The organism is Pseudomonas sp. NFIX49, from assembly GCF_900115915.1.
In the GTDB taxonomy this organism is placed as follows: Bacteria; Pseudomonadota; Gammaproteobacteria; order Pseudomonadales; family Pseudomonadaceae; genus Aquipseudomonas; species Aquipseudomonas pharyngis.
Genome location: NZ_FOYE01000007.1, coordinates 384,410 through 407,601, shown reverse-complemented (window position 1 = coordinate 407,601; position 23,192 = coordinate 384,410). Strand labels below are relative to the sequence as shown.

The 23,192-nt window shown below is 64.7% G+C and carries 5 protein-coding genes; all 5 read left to right on the top strand.

What is annotated here, in order from left to right; all coding sequences use genetic code 11:
* Positions 1-89 precede the first annotated feature (89 nt).
* Genes BMZ46_RS21935 through BMZ46_RS21915 form a run of 5 tightly spaced genes read left to right on the top strand, consistent with a single transcriptional unit; the run spans position 90 to position 23,178 of the window.
* Positions 90-9,098 (top strand): non-ribosomal peptide synthetase, encoded by a 9,009-nt coding sequence (locus BMZ46_RS21935; RefSeq protein ID WP_074690725.1) that lies wholly within the window; start codon positions 90-92, stop codon positions 9,096-9,098.
* Positions 9,095-13,204, top strand: a complete 4,110-nt coding sequence (locus BMZ46_RS21930) for a non-ribosomal peptide synthetase (RefSeq protein WP_074690726.1) — start codon at positions 9,095-9,097, stop codon at positions 13,202-13,204. Before BMZ46_RS21935 ends, BMZ46_RS21930 begins: the two co-directional genes overlap by 4 nt.
* Positions 13,204-22,299, top strand: a complete 9,096-nt coding sequence (locus BMZ46_RS21925) for a hybrid non-ribosomal peptide synthetase/type I polyketide synthase (protein ID WP_074690727.1) — start codon at positions 13,204-13,206, stop codon at positions 22,297-22,299. The genes BMZ46_RS21930 and BMZ46_RS21925 overlap by 1 nt, the downstream gene beginning before the upstream one ends.
* Entirely contained in the window at positions 22,296-22,979 is a 684-nt protein-coding gene (locus BMZ46_RS21920) for a hypothetical protein (protein ID WP_081353136.1), read from the top strand. The genes BMZ46_RS21925 and BMZ46_RS21920 overlap by 4 nt, the downstream gene beginning before the upstream one ends.
* Positions 22,972-23,178 (top strand): MbtH family protein, encoded by a 207-nt coding sequence (locus BMZ46_RS21915; RefSeq protein ID WP_074690728.1) that lies wholly within the window; start codon positions 22,972-22,974, stop codon positions 23,176-23,178. The genes BMZ46_RS21920 and BMZ46_RS21915 overlap by 8 nt, the downstream gene beginning before the upstream one ends.
* Positions 23,179-23,192: the final 14 nt, after the last annotated feature.

Genomic DNA, 23,192 nt, shown 5'->3' with positions numbered 1-23,192 from the left:
GCCGGCATCTGATGCCGGGGCCTGACTGGCGGGGCATTTTTGTCCCGGCCTGATCACAAAAATAAAGTAGTCATGGACGGTAGCCTCCGATGCTCGATAACACTTCCTTGCGTGGGACGAATCCCGCGCAGCCCGACGTTTGCTCCTTGAAACCGTTCGATGCAGACCTGTGCGTGCACGGCCTGTTTGAAGCGCAGGTGCGGCGCAACCCCGAGGCCATCGCCGTACGCTGGCAGCAGGAGGCGCTCAGTTATCGTGAACTGAACACCCGCGCCAACCGGTTGGCCCATCACCTGCGCAAGCTCGGGGTCGGGCCGGACGTGCCGGTCGGACTGTGTCTGGAGCGTTCGCTGGAGATGTTGGTCGGCGTACTCGCGGTGCTCAAGGCCGGCGGCGCCTATGTGCCGCTGGACCCGGCGTATCCGCAGGCGCGGCTGGCGCACATGCTGGCCGACAGCGCACCGCCGGTGGTACTGACCCACGGCCACGCGCGCGATGTTTTGCGGGCGGCGCTCCAACAGTCGGCGACCACCCCGACGCTGCTGGATCTGGCCGACGCCAGTGATTGGGCTTCGCTCCCGGCAGACAACCCCGATCCTCACACGATCGGCCTGACACCCCGGCACCTGGCTTACGTGATCTACACCTCCGGCTCCACCGGCACCCCGAAAGGCGTGATGGTCGAGCACCGCGGACTGGTTGCGGTGAGCGCTGACTGGGCGCAACTCTATGAGTTGGGCGAGCCGATCAAACACCTGCAAATGGCCGGTTTTTCCTTCGACGTGTTCAGCGCCGACCTGATCCGTGCGCTGGGTTTTGGCGGCACGCTGGTGCTCTGCCCACGGGACACTCTGATGGATCCGCCGGCTCTGTATCGGCTGATGCGCGAGTCGCAGATTGGCTTTGCCGACTTCGTGCCGGCGCTGCTCAATCCACTGTTGGCGTGGGTCGAAGAGACCGGCCACGACCTGTCGTTCCTGCGCACCGTGGTCTGCGGCTCCGACATCTGGACCGCCCACAGCGCGCGGCAATTGCGCAGGCTGTGCGGTGATCGCGTGCAGATCGTCCAGGCCTACGGCGTGACTGAAGCGAGCATCGACAGCACCTGTTTCGAGCTCACCGAAAACAGCCAGATCGACCCAGTGCTGCCCATCGGCCGGGCACTGCCCAACACCCGGATTTACCTGCTCGACGTTGACGGCGCACCGGTTGCCGAGGGTGTCGCGGGCGAGCTGTACATCGGTGGCGTCGGCGTGGCGCGCGGTTATTTGAACCTGCCGCAACTGACCGCCGAGCGTTTCATCGACAGCCCGTTCGTGGCGGGCGAGCGTCTGTATCGCACCGGCGATCTGGCGCGTTACCGGGCCGACGGCCAACTGGAATTCCTCGGCCGCAACGATTCCCAGGCCAAATTGCGCGGCCTGCGTCTGGAACTGGGGGAAATCGAAACCCGGTTGGCGGACATTCCGGGCGTGCGCGAATGCGTGGTGTTGCTGCGCCAGGACAGTCCCGGTGAACCGCGATTGGTCGCCTACTACTGCGAAAAACCAGACTCAACGCTGAGCCCGCGCTCACTGCGCGAACAACTGCAAATCAGCCTGCCGGACTACATGGTGCCAACCGCCTTCGTGCGTCTCGATGCACTGCCGCTGACCGCCAACGGCAAGGTCGATCGGCCAAATCTGCCGGCGCCGGACGTTGAGGCGTTCGATCAGCAGGAGTACCAGGCACCACAAGGCCCGCTGGAAACCGCGCTCGCCGCAATCTGGGCCGACGTGCTCGGCGTCGAGCGGGTGGGGCGTCAGGATCAGTTCTTCGCCCTCGGTGGTCACTCGCTGCTGGTGATGCGCGTGCTGGCGCAGGTTCGTCATGCGCTGGGGCTGGAAGTGGCGCCTTCGACGCTGTTTGCCGCACCGGTTCTGGCGGCGTTCGCCGAACGGCTGCAAGCCAGTCAGGCCGCGGCTCGCCCGGCCATCACAGCCCTTGAACGCACGGGCGCGCAAACGTTGTCGTCTGCTCAGCAGCGCCTGTGGTTTCTGGCACAGATGGAGGGGGGCAATGCGGCGTATCACATGCCGCTGAACCTGCGTTTGCGCGGTTCGCTGAACGTGCCGGCACTGGAACGCAGCTTCAATCAACTGGTGGCGCGCCATGCGGCGTTACGCACGACGTTCATCGCCGTTGAAGGGGAAGGGCGGCAATGGGTTGCGCCGCCTGCGCACAGTGTCCGGCTGACGGTGACTGACGTGCAGGGGCTCGATGCGCAAGAACGCCTGAGCCGCTTGATCGACGAGGAAGGCGCCAGACCCTTCGACCTGAGCCGGGGCCCGCTGATGCGGGTCAGCCTGCTGCGGCTGGCGGCGGATGACCATGTCTTGCTGCTGACCCAGCATCACATCATTTCTGACGGCTGGTCGATGGGTGTGCTCACCCGCGAGCTCGGTCAGCTGTACGCAGCGGCGTTGCAGGATCGCGACGATCCGCTGCCGCCCATGCCGGTGCAGTACGTGGATTACGCGGTGTGGCAAAAGCAATGGCTGTCCGGCGACGTGCTGGAGCAGCAAAGCCGTTACTGGCGCGAAACCCTCACCGGCGCGCCGGTGCTGCTGGAGTTGCCGACCGATCACAAGCGCCCACCCGTGCAGGATTATCTCGGCGGCTTTGTCCCGCTGGTCTTCGATGCCGCCCTGACCGCACGCCTGAAAGCCTTGGGCATGCAGCAAGGCACCACGCTGTTCATGACTCTGCTGGCCGGTTTTTCGCTGTTGCTGTCGCGTCTTTCCGGGCAAGGCGACGTGGTGATCGGCGTGCCATCGGCCAACCGCCCGCAGCAGGAACTGGAAGGGCTGATCGGTTTCTTCGTCAACACCCTCGCGCTGCGCATGACTCAGTCCGGGACGCCGTCGGTGGGGCAATGGCTGCAACAGGCACGGCGAGTGGCGCTGGAGGCTCAGGAACATCAGGACCTGCCGTTCGAGCAAGTGGTGGAATTGCTCAACCCGCCGCGCAGCCTGGCCCACAGTCCGCTGTTCCAGGTGCTGTTTGCCTGGGAACAGGATCAGGATTCCGATCTGCTGCTGACCGGGCTCGACGTTACGCCGGTCGAGAGCAGCCATCACGTGGCCAAGTTCGATCTGCAACTGGCGCTCCATGAGCGCGACGGGCAGATCGTCGGCGGTCTTGAATATGCCTCGGGCCTGTTCGAGCGCGGCACCGTCGAGCAGTTCGGCGAGTACTTGCGCCGAGTGCTGACGCAGATGGTCGAGGACAGCGAGCAGTCGCTGGCCGCGATCAAGCTGCTGAACGCCGAGCAGCACCAGCAAATCGTTCATGACTGGAACCGCACCGCGTGGGATACCGTGTCGTTGCCCGGTTGCGTGGCGCGTTTTGAAACCCTTGCCCGGCAGGCGCCCGACGCCGTGGCGCTGCTCGCCGACCGTGAGCAAATGAGTTACGGCGAACTGAATCGCGCGGCCAACCGCCTAGCGCATTACCTGATCGAACAAGGTGTCGGCCCCGAACATCGCGTCGGCCTGTGCCTGGAACGCTCGCCGCACATGGTCATCGGCCTGCTGGCGATCCTCAAGGCCGGTGCGGCGTACGTGCCGTTTGACCCGGCTTACCCGAGCGAGCGTCTGGCATTCATGTTCAGCGATGCGGCGCCGACCCTGCTGCTGACCCAGTCGAGCCTGATGACCGGGCTGCCGGCCAACGAGGCGAAAGTCTGCTGCCTGGACACAGACGCAGCGCAATGGGCACAACACCCGACGGATGATCCGCAAGTCACGGTGAGCCCGGAAAACCTCGGCTACGTGCTCTACACCTCCGGCTCCACCGGACGCCCGAAAGGCGTGGCCCACAGCCGTCGTGCGCTGGACAACCTGATTGGCTGGCAGCTCGATCAAGCCACGGCACCGCAGCGCGTCCTGCAATTCGCCTCGCTGAACTTCGACGTCTCCTTCCAGGAAATCTGCAGCACGCTGTGTCAGGGCGGCAGCCTGTTGCTGATGACCGAAGACAGCCGCAAGGACCTCGCCGCGCTGCGCCCGACTCTGGTGGCCGAAGGCGTGCAGCGGGCGTTCCTGCCGTTCGCCGTGTTGCAGCAACTCGCCGGCCTGACCGAGGCCGATGCACCGATGCCGCTTGGTGGGTGCGAAATCATCACCGCCGGTGAAGCCCTGCAAATCAACGACGAGCTGCGCGGTTTTGTCCGTGGGCTCGGTGGCGCGCAGTTGCACAACCAGTACGGGCCGACCGAAACCCATGTGGTCAGCCAGTTCAGCCTTGACTGCAACGAGGCCGAGTTCTGGCCGGACGCGCCGCCCATTGGCCGTCCCATCGCCAACGCGCGGCTGTACGTGCTGGACGAGCACTTGAATCCGGTCCCGGTCGGTGTGGCGGGCGAGTTGTACATCGCTGGCGCCTGCCTGGCCCGAGGGTATCTGAACCGTCCGGACCTGACCGCCGAACGTTTCCTGCCGGATCCGTTCAGCGCCGAGCCGGGCGCACGGATGTACCGCAGCGGCGACCTCGCGAAATTCCAGGCCGATGGCAACGTGCAGTACCTGGGACGCATCGACCAACAGGTGAAATTGCGCGGCTTCCGCATCGAACTCGGCGAGATCGACAGCCTGTTGCATCAACAACCCGGTGTGCAGGAAGCCGCCGTGTTGCTGCGCGAAGACGTGGCCGGGGACAAGCGTTTGGTGGCCTATGTGGTCGGCACCGCGACCCCTGAATGCCTGCGTGCCGAACTGCAACGCCAGTTGCCCGAACACATGATCCCTAGTGCCTGGGTTCGCCTGTCGCAATTGCCGCTGACCCGCAACGGCAAGCTCGACCGCCAGGCGCTGCCGGCACCTGAACGCAGCGCCGGGGCGACTTACGAGGCGCCGCGCAACGACATTGAACGGCAAATGGCCGAGATCTGGGCCGAAGTGCTCAAGTGCGAGCGGGTTGGTATTCACGACAACTTCTTCGACCTCGGCGGCCACTCGCTGCTGGCGACGCGGATGATCTACGCGATCAACCAGCGCATGGGCGCGCAACTGTCCCTGAGCAGCCTGTTCCAGACCCCGGTGTTGCTGGATCTGGCGGCGCAGGTGTCGCGTGAAGAGCATAGCGTTGAACCGGCGTTCATTCAGATCGAACCGGATCGCGCTAATCGACATGAACCATTCCCCCTGACCGATATCCAGCAAGCCTACTGGTTCGGTCGCGAGGCCACGGTCAGCCTCGGTGGCGTCAGTGCCCACGGTTACGAAGAACTGCGCATTCCCGACTTCGACGCCGAGCGTTTCGAGCGTGCACTGAACCGCATGATCCAGCGCCACGACATGCTGCGTGTGGTGTTCCTCAGCGACGGCACCCAGCAAGTGCTGGCGCAGGTGCCGACCTATCGCATGCCCCGCAGCGACCTGCGCGGGTTGCCCGCCGATGTGGCGCAGCGCACGCTGGAAGCGACCCGCGAACGTCAGTCCCATCAGGTGCTGGACGCCAGTCGCTGGCCGCTGTTCGAGTTCAGCCTGTCGCTACTCGATGACGGCATCACCCATTTGCACATCAGCCTCGACGCGCTGATCGTCGACGCCGCGAGCACGCAGATTCTCGCCCGCGAACTGATGGCGTTCTACCTCGATCCCGCGCTCGAGCTGGCTGAACCGGGCCTGACTTTCCGCGACTATGTGCTGGCCGAACAGCAGCTGCGTAATGGCCGCCGCTACGAGCAGGCGCTGGGCTACTGGCGTGAGCGGGTGACCACGTTGGCCCCGGCGCCGGACCTGCCGCTGGTACGCCAGCCGGAAAGCATCGCCAACCCGCACTTCACCCGCCGCGACCGCGACATGTCGGCGGCGCAGTGGACGCAGCTCAAAGCCGTGGCCAAACAGTTTGCCGTGACGCCATCGGTGATGCTGCTGACCGCGTTCAGCGAAGTGCTGGCGCTGTGGAGCCGCACCCCACGTTTCACCCTGAGCCTGCCGCTGTTCAACCGCATGCCGCTGCACAGCGATGTCGACGAAATCATTGGCGACTTCACCTCGCTGGTGCTGCTGGAAGTCGGTATCGACGGTTCGCAGAGCTTCACCGACAAGGCCCGCGCGGTGCAGGCGCAACTGTGGCGCGACATCGACCATTCGGTGGTCAGCGGCGTGCGGGTACTGCGCGAATTGTCCCAGGCCCGGGGCGTGCAGCAGACGGCGATGCCGATCGTGTTCAACAGCACGCTCTCGGAAGCGGCGCCGGAACTGGCCGAATTCAACCTCGCCGACGCGTTGAACGCGCGGCACATGCACAGCATCACCCAGACCCCGCAAGTGTGGCTCGACCACACGTTGCTGGAGCTGGAAGGGCGCCTGCTGTTCAACTGGGACAGCATCGACGAACTGTTCCCGCAAGGCATGATCGAGCAGATGTTCGTCGCCTATAACACCCTGCTCGACAGCCTTTGCGAGCCGGCAGCCTGGGGCGCGAATACGCCACAACTGCTGCCGCAGGCACGCTTGCCGGCACCGGTCGACCGTCAGCAAACGCTGCCATTGATGCACGAACTGTTCGAACGTCAGGCCCGCGCCACACCGGATGCCCTGGCGGTGATCGGTACGCGGCAACTGACGTACGCCCAGCTTCGCTTTGAGGCCCGGCAACTCGGCGCCCGACTGCAAGCGCAGGGTGTCCTGCCGAACCGCTTGGTGGCGGTGGTGATGGAGCGCGGTTGGGAGCAAGTGGTCGCAACGCTGGCGATTCTGTATGCCGGCGGCGCTTACCTGCCGATCGAGCCGACTCAGCCGGCGGAACGGCTGCGGCATATTCTGGAACGGGCGGAGGCGAGTCTGGCCCTGACCCAACCGGCGCTGCTCGACAAAGTCGAATGGCCGGCGCAGGTGACGGCCATCGCGGTGGCCGATGAAATCTCGAACGATGAACTGCCACTGCAACCGGTGCAGGTGAACGAAAGCGACCTCGCCTACGTGATCTACACCTCCGGCTCCACCGGCCAGCCGAAAGGCGTGGTGATCGACCATCGCGGTGCGGTCAACACTTTGCTCGACATCAACCGGCGCTTTGCCGTCGGCCCGACTGACCGGGTATTGGCGATCTCGTCGCTGAGCTTCGATCTGTCGGTCTATGACTTCTTCGGCACCCTCGCTGTGGGCGCGGCGGTGGTCATCCTCGAACCGCAACTGTCGCTGGATCCGGCGCACTGGATGGCGTTGATCGAACGTCATCGGGTCAGCCTGTGGAACTCGGTGCCGGCGCTGCTCGGCATGCTGGTCGAGTACGTAGAGGGCGAGGGCGGCACGTTGCCCGCCAGCCTGCGGGTGGCGATGTTGTCCGGCGACTGGATCCCGTTGACCCTGCCCGAACGGGCCTGGGCCTTGCAGCCGGATTTGCAGTTGATCAGCCTGGGCGGTGCCACCGAAGCGTCGATCTGGTCGATCTGTTACCCGGTACAGCACGTCGACCCGGCCTGGCGCAGCATTCCCTACGGCAAGGCCCTCGATCACCAGCGCTTCTATGTGCTGGACGAAGCGCTGCAAGTGCGCCCGACCTGGGTCGCGGGGCAGCTGTACATCGGCGGTATCGGTCTGGCGAAAGGTTACTGGCGCGATGAAAAACTCAGCGCTGGCAGTTTCTTCGATCATCCACTGACCGGCGAGCGGCTGTATCGCACGGGCGACCTGGGACGCTTGCTGCCGGACGGCAACATCGAATTCCTCGGTCGCGAAGACAATCAGGTCAAGGTCCAGGGCTATCGCATCGAGCTGGGCGAGATCGAAGCCGCGCTCAATCGCCATCCCGGCGTGCAGAGCGCGGTGGTGCGGATTCTCGGCAGCACGCTGGGCGAGAAGCGTCTGGCGGGTTACGTGCTCAAGGCCGATCCGGCGTTGCAGGCCAGCGATTTCAGCGCGTACCTGAGCGACAAGCTGCCGGCCTACATGATTCCGCCGTCGTTCACCTTTGTTGAAGCCTGGCCGTTGTCGTCCAACGGCAAGGTCGACAAGAAACGCCTGCCGGAACCGGAGCAGATCGAGGAACAAGGGCCGGCGCTCGAAGTCGAGGGCCCGCAGGAGCAACGGCTGGTGGAAATCGTGCAGGACGTGCTCAAGCGCGATTCCATTGCCGCCAACGCCAATCTGCTGAACCTCGGCGCAACGTCGATCGATATCGTCAGGATCAGCAACGCCTTGTCCGGCGCCTTGCAGTTCCGCCCGCACGTGGCGCAACTGCTGGCCCAGCCGACGTTGCTGCATCTGCTCGGCATGTATCGACAGAATCGGGCGCGGCAGGATCTGCTCGGCAACGTGCAGCAGGCCCCGGAGCCCGCGCAGGACATCATCGAAGATCCCCAGCAGCGGGCGCAGTTCAAAGCCGAACAGCGTGGGCGTCGTGACTTTGCTCAAGCCTTGCCGGCAGTGGCACTGGATCTGCCGCAGGACCCGGCCTTCGCCCGGCGTTTGAGTGATTACCGCTCGGTGCGTCAATACGATCGGCAACCGATCGCCACCCAGGCCTTCGCCCACGTACTGGCAGCGCTGGCCCAGGGGCAACTCGACGGCGAAGTGAAATACCAGTTCCCGTCGGCGGGCGGGCTGTACCCGATTCAGGCCTACCTCTACATCAAAGCGGATCGCGTGCTCGGCGTGCCTGGCGGCGCGTATTACTACGATCCCCGCCAGCATCGTCTGCTGGCGCTCCAGAGCGGAGCGCTCGACCCGGACACCTACGACTATTTCGTCAACCGTCCGGTGTATGAGAACGCCGCGTTCTCGCTGTTTTTCATCGCCGACATGGCGGCGATTCGCCCGCTGTATGGCGAGCGCAGCCGCGACTTCTGCCACATCGAAAGCGGCGCCATGGCCCAGTTGCTGAGCATGACCGCCGTCGAGCACGGCCTGGGCCTTTGCGGTATCGGCTCGGTCGAGGAGCAGCAACTGACGACACTGTTCGACCTCGGGCCTAGCCATGAATTGATCTACTCGATGATCGGCGGGCTGCGCACGGCCGATGAACAACACCGCGCGCCGGTCGAGGCGTTTGCCATCGAGCCTGTGACCGCAAGTCTGGACGACGAAGACATGGAGGAGTTCGAAGTATGAATGCCGATCAATTGCTGGCGTTGTTCGCTCGCCATGGCGTGGTGCTCGAAGTGGACGGTGACAGGCTGCGCTGCAAGGCGCCGCGCGGGTTTCTCACCGAAGAGCTGACCCAGGCGCTCAAACGTCACAAACAGGAACTGATCGCCTTGCTCGGCGGGCACGATGACGCGGCGATTCCCCGCCGATCCGGCACGCACACGTCCTGGCCGTTGTCCTTCTCGCAGCGGCAATTGTGGTTTCTCGATCAACTGGAACCCGGCAACCCGTTCTACAACGTGCCGACGGCGGTAACGCTGAAAGGGCAGTTGGACGTCGCGCAACTGGAGCGGGCGCTGAACCAACTGGTGGCCCGCCACGAAGTCCTGCGCACGACGTTTTGCCGCGTCGACGGTGAACCGCGTCAGGTGGTGCATTCGTCGATGCCGCTGTCGTTGTCGGTGACGGATCTGCGCCAATTGCCTGCCGACGAGCGTGAGCAACAGGTGCGATTCGCCGTCGAACAGGATGCCCGGGCGCCATTCGATCTGGCCACCGGCCCATTGTTGCGGGCATCGTTACTGCGCGTGGCCGACGATGAATACCTTTGGCTTTACAGCGTGCATCACATCATCGCCGACGGCTGGTCGATGGGCGTGATCCTGCACGAAGTCGCCACGCTGTACGGCGATTATCTGCGTGGCGAAACCCCGACGCTTGCGCCGTTGCCGGTGCAATACGCCGACTACGCCTGCTGGCAGCAGCGCATCGGCGGTGCGGCGCTGGATGCACAACTCGATTACTGGCGTCGCACCCTGGACGACGCGCCGCTGTTGTCGACCTTGCCCGCCGACCGGCCGCGCCCGTTGGCGCAGCGCTATGTCGGGGCCACGTTCAGTTCCTCCGTCGATGGCGGCACCTTGCGTGAACTCACGGCGCTGGCCCGGCAGACCCAAGGCACGCTGTTCAACGTACTGCTCGGTGCTTTAGCGGTGCTGCTGTGGCGCCACAGCGGTCAGCAGGATCTGTGCATCGGCACACCGTTCGCCAACCGCAATCGCCCGGAAGTCGAGCCGCTGATCGGCCATTTCGTCAACACGCTGGTGCTGCGTCAGCGCCTGAATCCACAGCAGACCTTCGCCGAACTGCTGCGCGAGGTGCGTGGCCAGATGCTCGACGTCCACGCCCATCAGGACGTGCCGTTCGACCGCGTGGTCGAAGCCGTCAACCCGCCGCGCGATCCCGGTCATTCGCCGTTGTTCCAGGTGATGCTGGTGTTGCAGAACACACCGGGCAACGCGGTGCAGATGCCCGGCCTGGAACTCGCGCCGTACGGCACCAGCAGCGCCACGGCCAAGTTCGATCTGGCGTTCGAATGGGTCGAGCGGGCAGGGCGGCTGGACTTGCTGGTGGAATACAACACCGACCTCTACGACATCGCGACCATCCAACGCCTGAGCGGGCACTACCGACATCTGCTCGAACAGATCGCCGCCGACGCCAAGCAACCGATCAATGCCTTGCCATTGATGAACGAGGCTGAGCGCCAGCAGGTGCTGGTGGACTTCAACCGCGCCGCGCCGCTGACGCAAACGGCGCCCTGCGTGCATCAACTGGTTGAAGCGCAGGCCGCGAGCAACCCTCAGGCCTGCGCAGTGGTCTTCGAGGGCGAATCCCTGAGCTACGCCGAACTCAATGCCCAAGCCAATCGGCTGGCGCGGCACTTGCGCACCTTGGGCGTCGGCCCTGATGTGCGCGTGGCGGTGTGCATCGAGCGTTCGCTGGAGTTGCCGGTGGCGCTGCTGGCGGTGCTCAAGGCCGGCGGCGCTTACGTGCCGCTGGATCCGGATTATCCGTTGGGGCGCCTGAGTCATATGCTCGGCGACAGCACGCCGGCGGTGCTGCTGACCCTTGGTTCGGCGCACGGAATCTTGCGTCAGGCCGTGCAGGGTTCGAACTGGGAAGCGCCGATCCTCGACCTTGAACAAGATGCCGCGAGCTGGGCGTCGTTGGCGGCCGACAATCTTGATCCGCGCCATGTCGGCGTCACCCCGGACCATCTCGCCTACGTGATCTACACCTCCGGCACCACCGGGTTGCCCAAGGGCGCGATGGTCGCCCACCGTGGCTTGAGCAATCTGCTGCTGTGGTGTTTGCAGGTCTGCGGCGAAGCAGGGGCGATGCTGCACAAGATCCCGTTCGGTTTCGATGCTTCGGCCTGGGAGACCTTCTGGCCGTTGGCAACCGGCGGGCGATTGGTTATTGCGCGACCCGGCGGGCATTACGAACCGGCGTATCTGACCCGCGAGGTGCGCGAACGGAAGGTCACGGCGCTGGTGTTCGTGCCGGCGATGTTGCAGCTGTTTCTGGAAGTCGACGAGGTCAGCCAGTGTGTGTCGCTGACCGATGTGTTCAGCGGCGGCGGTGAACTGCAGCCAGCCCTGGCGCGGCGCTTTCAGGAGCGTCTGCCCCATGCGCGGCTGCACAACGTCTACGGCCCGACCGAAACCACGGTGATCAACAGCATCTGGACCCTGGAGCCCGGCGCCGAGGTGCCGGCCCGGCAACTGCCGATCGGTCGGCCGATTGCCAACAACCGTTTTTACGTACTCGATGACCGCGACCAGCCGGTGCCGGTGGGCGTGACCGGGCATCTGCACATTGGCGGCGTCGGCGTGGCCCGTGGTTATCTGGGGCTGGCGCAACTGAGTGCCGAGCGCTTTATCGACAACCCCTTTGTCGCAGGCGATCGGCTCTATCGCAGCGGCGATCTGGCGCGTTATCGCCCGGACGGTCAGCTGGAGTTTCTCGGTCGCAACGATTTTCAGGTCAAGCTGCGCGGCGTACGCCTGGAGCTGGGCGAGATCGAAGCCCGGCTCGAAGCGTTTCCGGGTATCCGCAGCGCCGTGGTGCTGATGGTCGGCGAAGCGGCGCAGGACCAGCGGCTGGTTGCCTGTTGCGTGGTGGCCGAGACCGTGGACGAAGCAGCGGTGCACGTCCATCTGGCGACGACACTGCCCAGAGCGGTGATCCCCGGCAGCTATCTGTGGCTCGACGCGCTGCCGCTGACCGCCAATGGCAAGGTTGATCGCGCCGCGCTGACCACGTTGGCGGACGAAGAAATGGTCAACCGTCAGGTCAACCTGAGCAGCCCGCGCGATCACGTCGAGCTGGCGCTGTACCAGATCTGGAAAAGCCTGTTGCTGGCGCCGCAAATCGGCATTCGCGACAACTTCTTCAACGTCGGCGGCACCTCGATCGCCGCGATCAAGATGGCTCATGAAATCAGCCAGCAGTTCGCGGTCGAAGTGCCGGTGCGCGTGGTGCTCAGCTACCCGACCATTGAAGCGCTGGGGGGCTGGCTGCGGGTCGGGGCCAATCCGGCGCTGGCCCAGAGCAACCTGATCGAATTCCGTCGCGGCAGCGGCCAGCACAACGTGGTGTGCATTCACCCGGCGGGCGGTACGGCGTTCTGTTACCTGTCGCTGGCCAAGGTGCTGCCGGATGAAACCGGCGTGTACGGGGTGCAATCGCCGGGACTGAATCCGGGGGAGAGCACCGAGCCGACGGTCGAAGCGATGGCAGAGGCTTACTTGCGCCAGATCGAACCGCTGACGGAGCAACCGCTGATCCTCACCGGGCTGTCGTTCGGCGGCCTGGTGGCCTATGAAATGGCGCGGCGGTTGACGGCGGCGGGGCATCGTCAGGTGACGGTGGTGCTGCTCGACACCCAGGGCAGTGACGACCCCGGTTTCCGCGAGCAGATCGGCACCGTGGACATGGCCGAGTTTCGCGACAAACTGGTGCGTTTCAACGGCATGTACCCCGGCATCGAAGACGCGCAGGTCGAGCGCTACTTCAACATCTACAACCATAACCGCCTGGCCATGGCCGCCTATGAGTGCGCGCCGCGCGCCGGCCGCGTGGTGCTGATCCAGGCGCGGGAAGATTTCAGCCGCCATCAGTTGCATGAATTGCGTGGCTTCTGGCGTCGCCGCGCGGGCAGTGGCTATCTGGCGAAACTGGTCAGCGGCGGGCACTGGGACATGCTCGAAAGCGCGGAAATCCACCGGGTCTCGCAAATCATCCGTCGGGAGCTGCAACGCTTCGACGCGCAGGAGGCGAAATGATGAGTGCGTCCAAAGACATGCCGTTGCTAGTGCGTTTCGCCGAGCAAGTGCGGCGTAATCCGCAAGCGCCGGCGGTGATTGATCAGTCGGTCACGCTGACTTACGCGGAACTGGCCAGCGCGAGCGAACGTATCGCCCGAGGATTGCTGGCGCGCGGTGTCGAACCCGGCCAGTCGCTGGCGTTGTGCATGCCGCGTTGCTGGCAATGGTTGGCGGCGATTCTCGGCGCCCTGAAAGTCGGCGCGGTGGTGGTGCCGCTGGATCGCGCCAGCCCACGCAAACGCCGGGAACTGATGCTGGCGGATGCGGCGTGTGTCGGCCTGATTACCCTGGACGAAGAACCGCTGTGGTCGCCGTCACTGTGGCAAACCAGTGTCGAGGCCTTGCTCGATCAGCCGGACGCTCCGCCGCAAACACTGGCCGAAGACTTTGCCGAGGTGATGTTCCTGTTCTACACCTCGGGCACCACCGGCACGCCAAAAGCAGTCGAGGTGGGTGAGCGCGGCCTGCTGCGTCTGGCGCACACCGACGGCTATATCGAGATTCGCCCGACGGACCGGTTTGCCTGCCTGTCCAACCCGGCGTTCGATGCGTGCAGTTTCGAACTGTGGGCAGCGCTGCTCAACGGCGGTTGCTGCGTGATGATCGCCGACGAGGACGTGCTGGATGCGCGTCAACTGGCCGAGGTGCTGGAGCGCACCCAGGTCGACAATCTGTTCATGACCGTGTCGCTGTTCAATACGTTGATTGCCGAGTGGCCGTCGTGTTTTTCCAGCGTGCGTCAGGTGCTGATCGGCGGTGAGCAGATCAGCGCTGCCGCCGTGCGCGGCTGGTATCGGGCCAACCCTGAGAGCCGCTGCCGGATCTTCAACGTCTACGGCCCCACCGAATGCACCACGTTTGCCCTGTGCTGGCCGATCAGCCGCGATTTTGCCGGTGACTCGGCGCCCATTGGCCGACCGTTGCCGGACACTGGCGTGTTGGTGCTGGATGAACAGCAACGGCCGGTGCCGGCGGGCGAAGTCGGCGAGCTGTATTTGAGTGGCAGCGGTGTCGCTCGTGGCTATCGCAACCGGCGCGAAGAAACTGCTCGCCAGTTCGTCCGTTTGCCCGACCTCGACGGTGGCGCGCAGGTGCATTACCGCACCGGCGATCTGGTGCGACGCAATGCCGAAGGCTTGATCGAGTACCTGGGGCGGGTCGACCGGCAGGTGAAGATTCGCGGCTTCCGGATCGAACCGGGGGAGGTGGAGCAACGGATCCTGGAGCATCCAGGCGTGGCGCAGGTGTACGTCTGCACCCGGCGTCAGGCGGCTGAAGATCATCAGTTGCTGGCGTTCATCGTGCCGCGCGGGGATCTGGACTATCACGCCTTCGAAAACCATCTGCGGGCACAACTGGCGCCGTATATGCGGCCGCACCAGTTGTTTCTGCTGGAGCGCCTGCCGCTGACGGCCAATGGCAAGATTGATCGTGATGGCTTGCTGGCCCAAGGGTTGAGTCCGTGGCATCCAGTCCTGGCGGCTACGGATAACGAAAACGCTTCACCGGCGCTGGACTGGTTGCTGAGTCAGGCCCGCTCGCTGCTCGGCCAACCGGCCCTGAGCGCGCAGGACGACTGGCTGGGCAGTGGCGGCGATTCGCTCAAGGCCCTGCGCCTGCGTTCGGCGATCCGTGTCCGCTGGCAGCGAGAGATCGCCATCGACACGTTGCTCAACGAGCCTTTCTCGTCATTGGCCGCACAACTGAGCGGTGAGACGAACGGCGAGTCGATTTACCCACCCGCGCCTCCGATCAGCAGCGCCAGACGCCTGCCGGCCACCGCCGAACAGCGCCGCCTGTGGCTGTTGCAACAGCGCTCGCCGACCTCGACCGCCTACAGCGTGCCGCTGATTCTGCATCTGGCGGCAGGTGTCGAAGTTGCGGCACTGGCCGAGGCTTTGGGGCGTCTGGTGCAGCGTCATGCGGGGTTGCGCACGGCATTTGTGGCGGGTGCCGATGGACTGGATCAGGTAATCGCCGAGCAGGGGTCGACCTGTCGCACCTTCGCGGTCGGGCATTTCACCGAGAACAACTGGCAGGCCTTCGCCGAGCTGGTGTTCGCCGCGCCGTTCGATCTGACCACCCGGGAGCTGTTTAAGGCCTGGCTGTTGCCGTTCGCCGATGGCAGTTGCCGGCTGTTGCTGAACCTGCATCACATCATCGTCGATGGCTGGTCGGTGAACCTGTTGTTCGAGGATCTGGCGCAGCTTTACACCGATGCCCTGCAAGGCCGCGACAGCCTGCAACCGGCCGCCCGATTGACGACGCTGGAGTTTGGCCAGTGGCAGCGTCAGTGGAGCGTCGATCCGCATTATCGCGCCCAGCGCCGCGCCCTCGCCGAGTTGCATCGCCGTCAGGAAGAACCGTCGCCTGCATTGATGCCAATGCGCGAACTCAGCCCGGACGCCCGGTTGCACCGCGAACCCTTGGGCACCCTGCGCAGTGCGGCTCTTGAGCGCTTTTGCACCCAACAACGGCTGACCCGTTTCGAAGTGCTGTTCAGTGTCTTCGCCTGGAGCCTGTACGCCCTGACCGGGTGCGAGCGGCCACGGATCGCCAGCCCGGTGTCCAACCGGCCACTGGCGGAGTTCGAAGACACCGTCGGCATGTTTGCCAATACCGTGCTGATCCCCACCGCCGTTGAAAATGCATTGCCCCTGAGCGAGCAGTTGCGCAAACAGACTGCCACCGTGCGTGAAGTGCTGGCGTTGCAGGACGTGGCGCTGGCGGATCTGGTGGAAGACCTGCGGCTGTCGTCGAGCCCCTCGCTGTTCGACTTCATGTTCGTGCTGGAAAACACTGACTACGCCGCACTGGCCGACTCAAACCTGCGCGCCACGCTGGCATTCAACGAGCAGTTACATGCCAAGTGCCCGTTGACGTTGTTGATGGTGGGCAGCGGTTCGCAGCTGGAGTGCTGGTGGGAATATCAGTGCAGCTATTTCGATGCCGAACAGATGCGGGCGTTGAACGCGCTGTTCCGCCGGGGTCTGGATCTGTTGCTGGAAAACCCGGCGGCCAACCTCGAAGATTTGCTCGGTCCGTATCGACGCAGCCTGCCACCCGCCAGCGAAGGTCCGCAGATTGCGCTGCCGTTCAACACATTGGCCGATGGGTTCGAGCATCAAGTGCATTCCATGCCGGAGGCGGTCGCGCTGGTTCAAGGCCAGCACCGCCTCAACTACAGCGAGCTGAATGCGCTGGCCGATGCTCTGGCGGCCACCCTGATCGAGCGTCATCCCTTGGCGACCGGGAACGCGCCGCTGCATGTCGTGCTGTTCCTCGATGCCTCGGTAGAACACATCGTCGCCTTGCTGGCGCTGGCCAAACTCAACCTGACCGCCGTGCCGCTCGACCCTGCTTATCCGGTGGCGATCCAGCGTCAGGTGCTGGAGCAGGCGCAGCCTCTGTGTGTGCTGTTCAGCGACGCGACCAAGGCTGCACTGGATGACCTGAACGCCGGACGATTCGCCACCCATCGGGTCGATCTGCGCGCCGATGCCGGAACGTTCGAGCGTCCACGCCACGCTGGCGAACGGCCGCTGTACACGCTGTTCACCTCCGGATCGACCGGCACACCGAAAGGCGTGAAGGTGTCGGAACGCACCCTGTGCAACCTGCTGCAATGGCAGCGCACCGGAGGGCAGTTGCCGGCGAAAGCGGTGACCCTGCAGTTCTCGATGCTGTCGTTCGATGTGTCGTTCCAGGAGATTTTCAGCACCCTGTGCGGCGGCGGCTGTTATCACCTGATCACGCCGCGCTGGCGTCAGGACGCCGAGGCGTTGCTGGATTACATGGTCGAGGCGCGAATCGAGCGCCTGTTTCTGCCGTACGTGGCCTTGCAGCATCTGGCGCAAACCGCCGTGAGTCGGGGCATTTACCCGTTGGCGTTGCGTGAGGTGATCACGGCCGGCGAGCAATTGCTCTGCACCGACGCGCTGCGCAACTGGTTCGACGGCATGCCGCACGCGTCGCTGTTCAACCACTATGGCCCGACCGAAACCCACGTGGTCAGCGCCTTGCGCCTGCCGCCCGTGGCGCGGGACTGGCCATTGCGCGCGCCGATCGGCCATGCCGTCGGCAATGCGCGGTTGCTGCTGGTGGATGAGCACGACCGCCCGGTGCCGATCGGCAGTCGCGGCTATCTGTTGGTGGCCGGGCCGATGGTTGCCCGCTGTTATCTGGCCGATCCTGCCCTGAACGCCGCACGGTTTGTCGAGCTGGCAGACGGCTGTTTGTACTACCGCACCGGCGATCTGGCGTGGGCCGATGCCCGGGGCTGCCTGCATTACCTGGGGCGTGACGATCAGCAGATCAAACTCAGCGGCCATCGTCTGGAACTGGGGCAGATCGAGGCGGCGCTGATGCAGATGCCGGAAGTGGTCAACGCGGTGGTCGCGGTGCAGGCCGATCCGCCACGGCTGATTGCCTGGCTGCAACTCGATGGTCAACCTGCGACATCCGGCGAGCTGGATCGTCAGGTTGCACGGTGGCTGCCGGCCCATGTGCGAATCGATGAATACCGGCGGATCGACCTCTGGCCACGCACCCCCAGCGGCAAGATCGACCGTAAGGCCTTGCCGAATCTGGGCGAGGCGATGGAGCGGCGCAGCACGCCACAACCGGTTGTTCAACTGAGTGCACTGGAACGGCAACTCAGCGAGTTGTTCCAGGCTGTGATCGGCCGTGACATCGAGCCGGAACAGACCTTCTTCGAGGCCGGCGCCACCAGCCTCGGCCTCATGCGTTTGCATGGCCGTTACGCCGAAGAACTGCCGCACAAGGTGACGATGGCCGATCTGTTCGAACACGTCACGGTGCGGCGTCTGGCTGCGCACCTGTCGACGGCGCCGGTGGCAGCGGCGGAGCGTATACGGCAGACCGATGCAGGCCATCAGCCGATGGCGATCATCGGCATGGCGGTCAATGTGGCCGGGGCGCAGAATCTGTCCGAATTCTGGGCCATGGTGCAAGGCAATGAGCTGGGCATCGAGCACTTTGCTGCCGAAGAAGGCCTGGTCGGTGCCCGCAGCCAACTGGCGGGCATGCTCGATTTCGATCCCGAGTACTTCGGCATCAGCCGTCAGGAAGCACGGCTGATGGACCCGCAACAGCGGCATCTGCTGATGGCCTGCGTGCAGGCCCTGCAACACGCGGCCATCGTCCCGTCGGCGGATGGTCCGCGCATCGGTCTGATCGCCAGTTGCGGCGAAACCACGTACTTCCAGCAGATGCTGCGCGAAACCGCCGACGACGATCTGCCGGACGGTTTTCAACTGGCGCTGCACCACGACAAGGATTTTCTGGCGACCAAAGCCGCGTATCACCTGGACCTCAACGGCCCGGCCCTGAGCGTGCAGGCTGCGTGTGGCAGTTCGCTGATCGCCGTGCACCTGGCCAGTTCGATGCTGCGCCAGGGCGACAGCGACGTGATGCTCGCGGCCGGGGTGCTGATCGATCCGACCCTGACCGAGGGCTATCGGCATCGCTCGCAGCACATCTTTTCCGCCGACGGTCTGTGCCGTCCATTCAGCGATGACGCCAGCGGCACCCTCGGCGCCAGTGGCTACGGCGTGGTGGTGCTCAAACCGCTGGCCAAGGCGCGGGCCGATGGTGACCGGATCTATGCGTTGGTCGAGGGCTCGGCGTTGAACAACGATGGCCGGGCCAAGATGAGTTACACCGCGCCGTCGGTGGCGGGGCAGAGCGCGGTCATCCGCGATGCCTTGAACCGGGCCGGGTTGACCGGTGCCGACATCGGCTACATCGAGGCCCACGGCACCGGCACCTTGCTGGGCGATCCGATCGAAGTCGCGGCGTTGACCAAGGCTTTCGGTGACGCACCTGCCGGCCATTGCGCGCTGGCCTCGGTGAAAAGCCAGATCGGTCATCTGGGCGCGGCGGCGGGGGTAGTCGGGCTGATTCGCGCCAGCCTCGCGGTGTTCCATGGCGTGCTGCCGCCGAACCTTGGTTTTGGCCGGATCAACCCGCAGATCGATCTGGAACATTCGCCGTTCTATGTGCCGACCACGTCCCGGCCATGGCCGCAAGGGCGGCGACGATTGGCCGGTGTCAGCAGTTTCGGGATTGGCGGGACCAATGCGCATGTCATCGTTGGTGCTGCGCCCAAGGCTCAGGAAGGGGTCGAGGAAACGCTGCCGTTGCTGATGATTTCGGCTCACAGCCGAGCGGAGTTGCTGCGTGACATCGCGGTGATTCGTGAATATTTGCAAACCAATCCTGAGCAGCACACCGCGTTGCTGCGGCACTTGCAGTCAGGTCGCCGGCAATTGCGCTGGCGCTTCGCGATGGTCTGCCGGCCGGGTGACGACATTCCGTTGCAGCCAACAGCGATCAAAGAGGTCACGGTCTCAAGTGCGCAGTTGATCTCGCGTGATCAATCGCCGCAGGATCTGCTGGACGCCTGGTACGAAGGTGTGAATATCCAGTGGCCGCAACGCTCGGCACCGCCGCCGTGGGATTTGCCGCCGTCATCGTTCGATCTTCAGACCTATCGTTTCCAGACGCCTGTGGCTGCTGAACCTGAAGCGCCAGCCCTTGCGCGACAACCGCTGGCGGACTGGTTTCACCAACGACAATGGGTGCGCACCCGGCGCCTGAGCGCGACAGCGACGGCGCAATCCCGTGAGGTGCTGATTCTGTGCAGCCATGAAACGCCGGAATCGACGTTGCTGGCGAGCCTGCACACTGTCTATCGACGCGTGATTCAAGTGCGCGCGGGCAATGGCTTCAAGCGCTTGAGCCCGGACCGTTTCGAGCTTGATCCGCTGGACATCGAAGCCCTGAACCGCGTGCTCGCCGAGGTCGCAGAACCTGAACTCGGCGAACTCGACTGGCTGCATGCCTTGCCGCTGGCGGTGTCGGGCGCGGTCAACGAGCAATCGCTGGATCTGGCGCAGTGGGCCTGTCTGGACACGGTCAGTGCGCTGATGCAGGTCTGGGGGCAAACACCGCGCACGACACGGCTGCGGTTGTGGTTGATGTCATGGCAGGCATGCCCGGTGGACGGCGAGGTTCAGCGCCCCGAACTGGCAGCGCTGGCCGGCATCACTGAAGTGGTGCCGCAGGAATACCCGGTGCGTTGCCACTGGCTGGACTGGCCTTCGTCACGCCTCGAAACGCAGGCCGGCGAGTTGGCAGCGTTGCTTGCCGATCCGGTTTCATTGCCTCGGCGAATGGCGGTGCGCGATGGTTACCTGTGGCAGCCACGCTTGCTGCCTCAGCCATTGACCGGCCCAGCAACGACATCAGGGCTTCTGCCGGAAGACGGCACGTTTCTCGTGCTGGGCGGCAGCGGCGGCATCGGCCGGACCTTGTGCGAACACCTGCTGCAGGCGCCTGCACGCCGAGTGGTGCTGCTCTCGCGTCAGGGGCAACTGCCTGCGTCTCTGACGGCTTACGCTTCGCGGATCGACTGCATCAAAGCGGACATCGCCGACCTGCCGCGCTGGCCGCAGGTACTCGATCAACTGGCCGTTCGTTACGGTCGTCTGAGCGGGGTGATTCATGCGGCGGGCGTCGGTGCGGGCAGTCTGATTCGCCTCCGCAATGCCCGACAAATGGCCGAGGCCATGGCCGCCAAGACTCGCGGCATGCTGGCGGTCGAGGCGTTGATCGAACACCTGACACCGGGTTTTGTCCTGTATTGCTCGTCAATGTCGGCACTGTTCGGCGGCGCGGGGCATCTGGACTACGCGGCGGCCAGCGGGGTACTTGACGGCTTCACTCACTATTGCCCGAACCCCGCCGACACTTGCTTGCGACTGGGGATCAACTGGGACATCTGGCGCGACATCGGCATGGCCACCACCAGCAACGGTGGAGACGCCGCGCATCTGGAGCATCTGACGGTTGGCCTGTCGGCGGAAGAGGGCTGTCGGGTGTTCGATCTGGCGATGGCGACGCAGTTGCCTCAGTTGCTGATCTCCACCACCGGCATCGACACGGCGCGGCGGTTTTATCCGGTTCGCCACGGTGCCGTGGCCGCAGCGGTCGAGGCGCCGAAGGGCGTGGATCTGTCGGCGCGCCTGCGTGAGTGCCTGTGCAAGTGGCTCGGTGTGGCCGAGCTGGAAGATGACGATTCGTTGTACGACCTGGGCGCGGATTCGCTGACGCTGCTCGACCTGATCGACGAGCTGCAAGCGGCCACGGGTGAGGTATTCCAGCTGTCGCAATTCAGCCACAAGGTCAGCCTGAGCGAGGTGCTGGGGCTGGTCTCGACCGCCACGGTTGAAGAGGCGCCCCCTGCTGCACCGCACGGCTGGCACGACGCGGTGCGGATCGATCAGTGGCATGCCGGTGCCGGCCGTGATTGGCTGTACCTGATCCACCCGGTGGGTGGCGATGTTCAGGCCTATCGGGAACTGGTCTCGGCGCTGCCGGCGGAGCTGGGCGTTTGCGTGATCGCCGACCCGGCGCTGCGCCTGCCGCAGTTGCCGAACATCAGCGTGGAGGAGCGTGCACGCTGGTATCTGGCGGCGATCAAGGTCCATCTTCCGCACGGCTGCACCTGGCGTCTGGCCGGTTGGTCGTTCGGCGCATGGGTGGCGCAGGCGCTGTGTCAACAGGCCCAGGTCGACGGCTTCAGGCAGCCATTGTTGTACCTGATCGACCCACCCGCGCCGGATGCCGGGGCGCAACTGGCCGGCATCGACGAGCAGACCATCGAGCAGGTGTTCCAGCGCGAGTTCGCCCAGCGCTGGCCGGAGGTCGAAGGGCAGGGCATGGCCGAGGAACGTCAGGCGTATCTGCAACGGCTGACCGTGTGCTGCCGCAATAACATGGCCAGCATGGTCGTCTTCCGACCGCCAGAGCTGGCGACCACAGCGGTGCGGTTGTTCATCGCCGGGCACGCCAATCCTTACGGGCTGGGCAATGCCTGGAATCCGGATGACCTGCAACGCAACTGGCAGGCCTTGCTGCCGCAGTTGCGCAGTTGGCAAACCCTCGACACCGATCACTACGGCATCGTCGCGGGCCGCTGGGCGCGGTTGATGGCCGAAGTCATCGGTACGGATGAGCCGGCGCCATGAATGAACCGATCTCGATGCCGCAATGGTGGCTGGCCTTGACCAAGGTGTTGTGCGAAGCCGAGCCGAACGCGGCCTTGCGCTTGAGGCAACTGCAGGGTCAGGTGCCGTTTCAGCTGTTTCATCGCTGGCAGGCCGACGTGGTCATGCCGATGCTCGGCGAAGCCTTGCCGGAACACCGGCAGGCGCTGCTCGCGTTGCAAAGCCTGCATCAGCGGGCGGCGCTCGGCGTGCTCGGGCGTCAGGGCGAATGGCGGGCCACGCTCAAACCGGTGTTGCTGGCGCTGTATCGCAAGGCCTACGCCTATAACGCGGCGTATGCCAAGGCTCACGCCAGTGCGCTGGCCTACGGCCTCGCACCGGCCAACATCGCCATGATTGCCGAGCACTTCGGCGATGCCGAGGCGTTCGCCGAGTACTACGCGCAACTCAATACCGAGGCGGCCGCCACCGCGTTTGCCCAGGCTCATGCCAGCGCCAATGCCGAGGTGTCGGCCCGGGCTTTCGCGGACGACGATGCAGACACCTGCGCTCAGGTCTGCGGGGCGTCCGTGCGGGTTTACGTCGGGGCCTGCGCTTCGAGCGACGAACAGCGGCAGGCCGCACTCAACCATCTCGCCGCCGGGCTCGACCGGAGTCTGGCCACGCTGCAATCCCGTTCAACAGGAGAACGACATGAATGACGCACACCTGCAATTCGATGTGGTGATCAACGCTCAGGGCCAGTATTCCCTGTGGCCGGCGGGCAAGCCGATGGCCAGCGGCTGGAGCGAGGCGGGGATGCGCGGCGAACGCCAAATCTGTCTGGATTACATCAACGAACACTGGATCGACATGCGCCCGCGTTCGCTGCGCGAGCAGTCATCAGCGTCGTTCCAATAAAAAGGGTGAGGGAA

What these genes read in the sequence shown, in the direction of transcription:
- BMZ46_RS21920 (WP_081353136.1), top strand. Translation starts at nt 22,296, where the DNA reads ATGAATGAACCGATCTCGATGCCGCAATGGTGGCTGGCCTTGACCAAG.
- BMZ46_RS21915 (WP_074690728.1), top strand. Translation starts at nt 22,972, where the DNA reads ATGAATGACGCACACCTGCAATTCGATGTGGTGATCAACGCTCAGGGC.
- BMZ46_RS21930 (WP_074690726.1), top strand. Translation starts at nt 9,095, where the DNA reads ATGAATGCCGATCAATTGCTGGCGTTGTTCGCTCGCCATGGCGTGGTG.
- BMZ46_RS21925 (WP_074690727.1), top strand. Translation starts at nt 13,204, where the DNA reads ATGAGTGCGTCCAAAGACATGCCGTTGCTAGTGCGTTTCGCCGAGCAA.
- BMZ46_RS21935 (WP_074690725.1), top strand. Translation starts at nt 90, where the DNA reads ATGCTCGATAACACTTCCTTGCGTGGGACGAATCCCGCGCAGCCCGAC.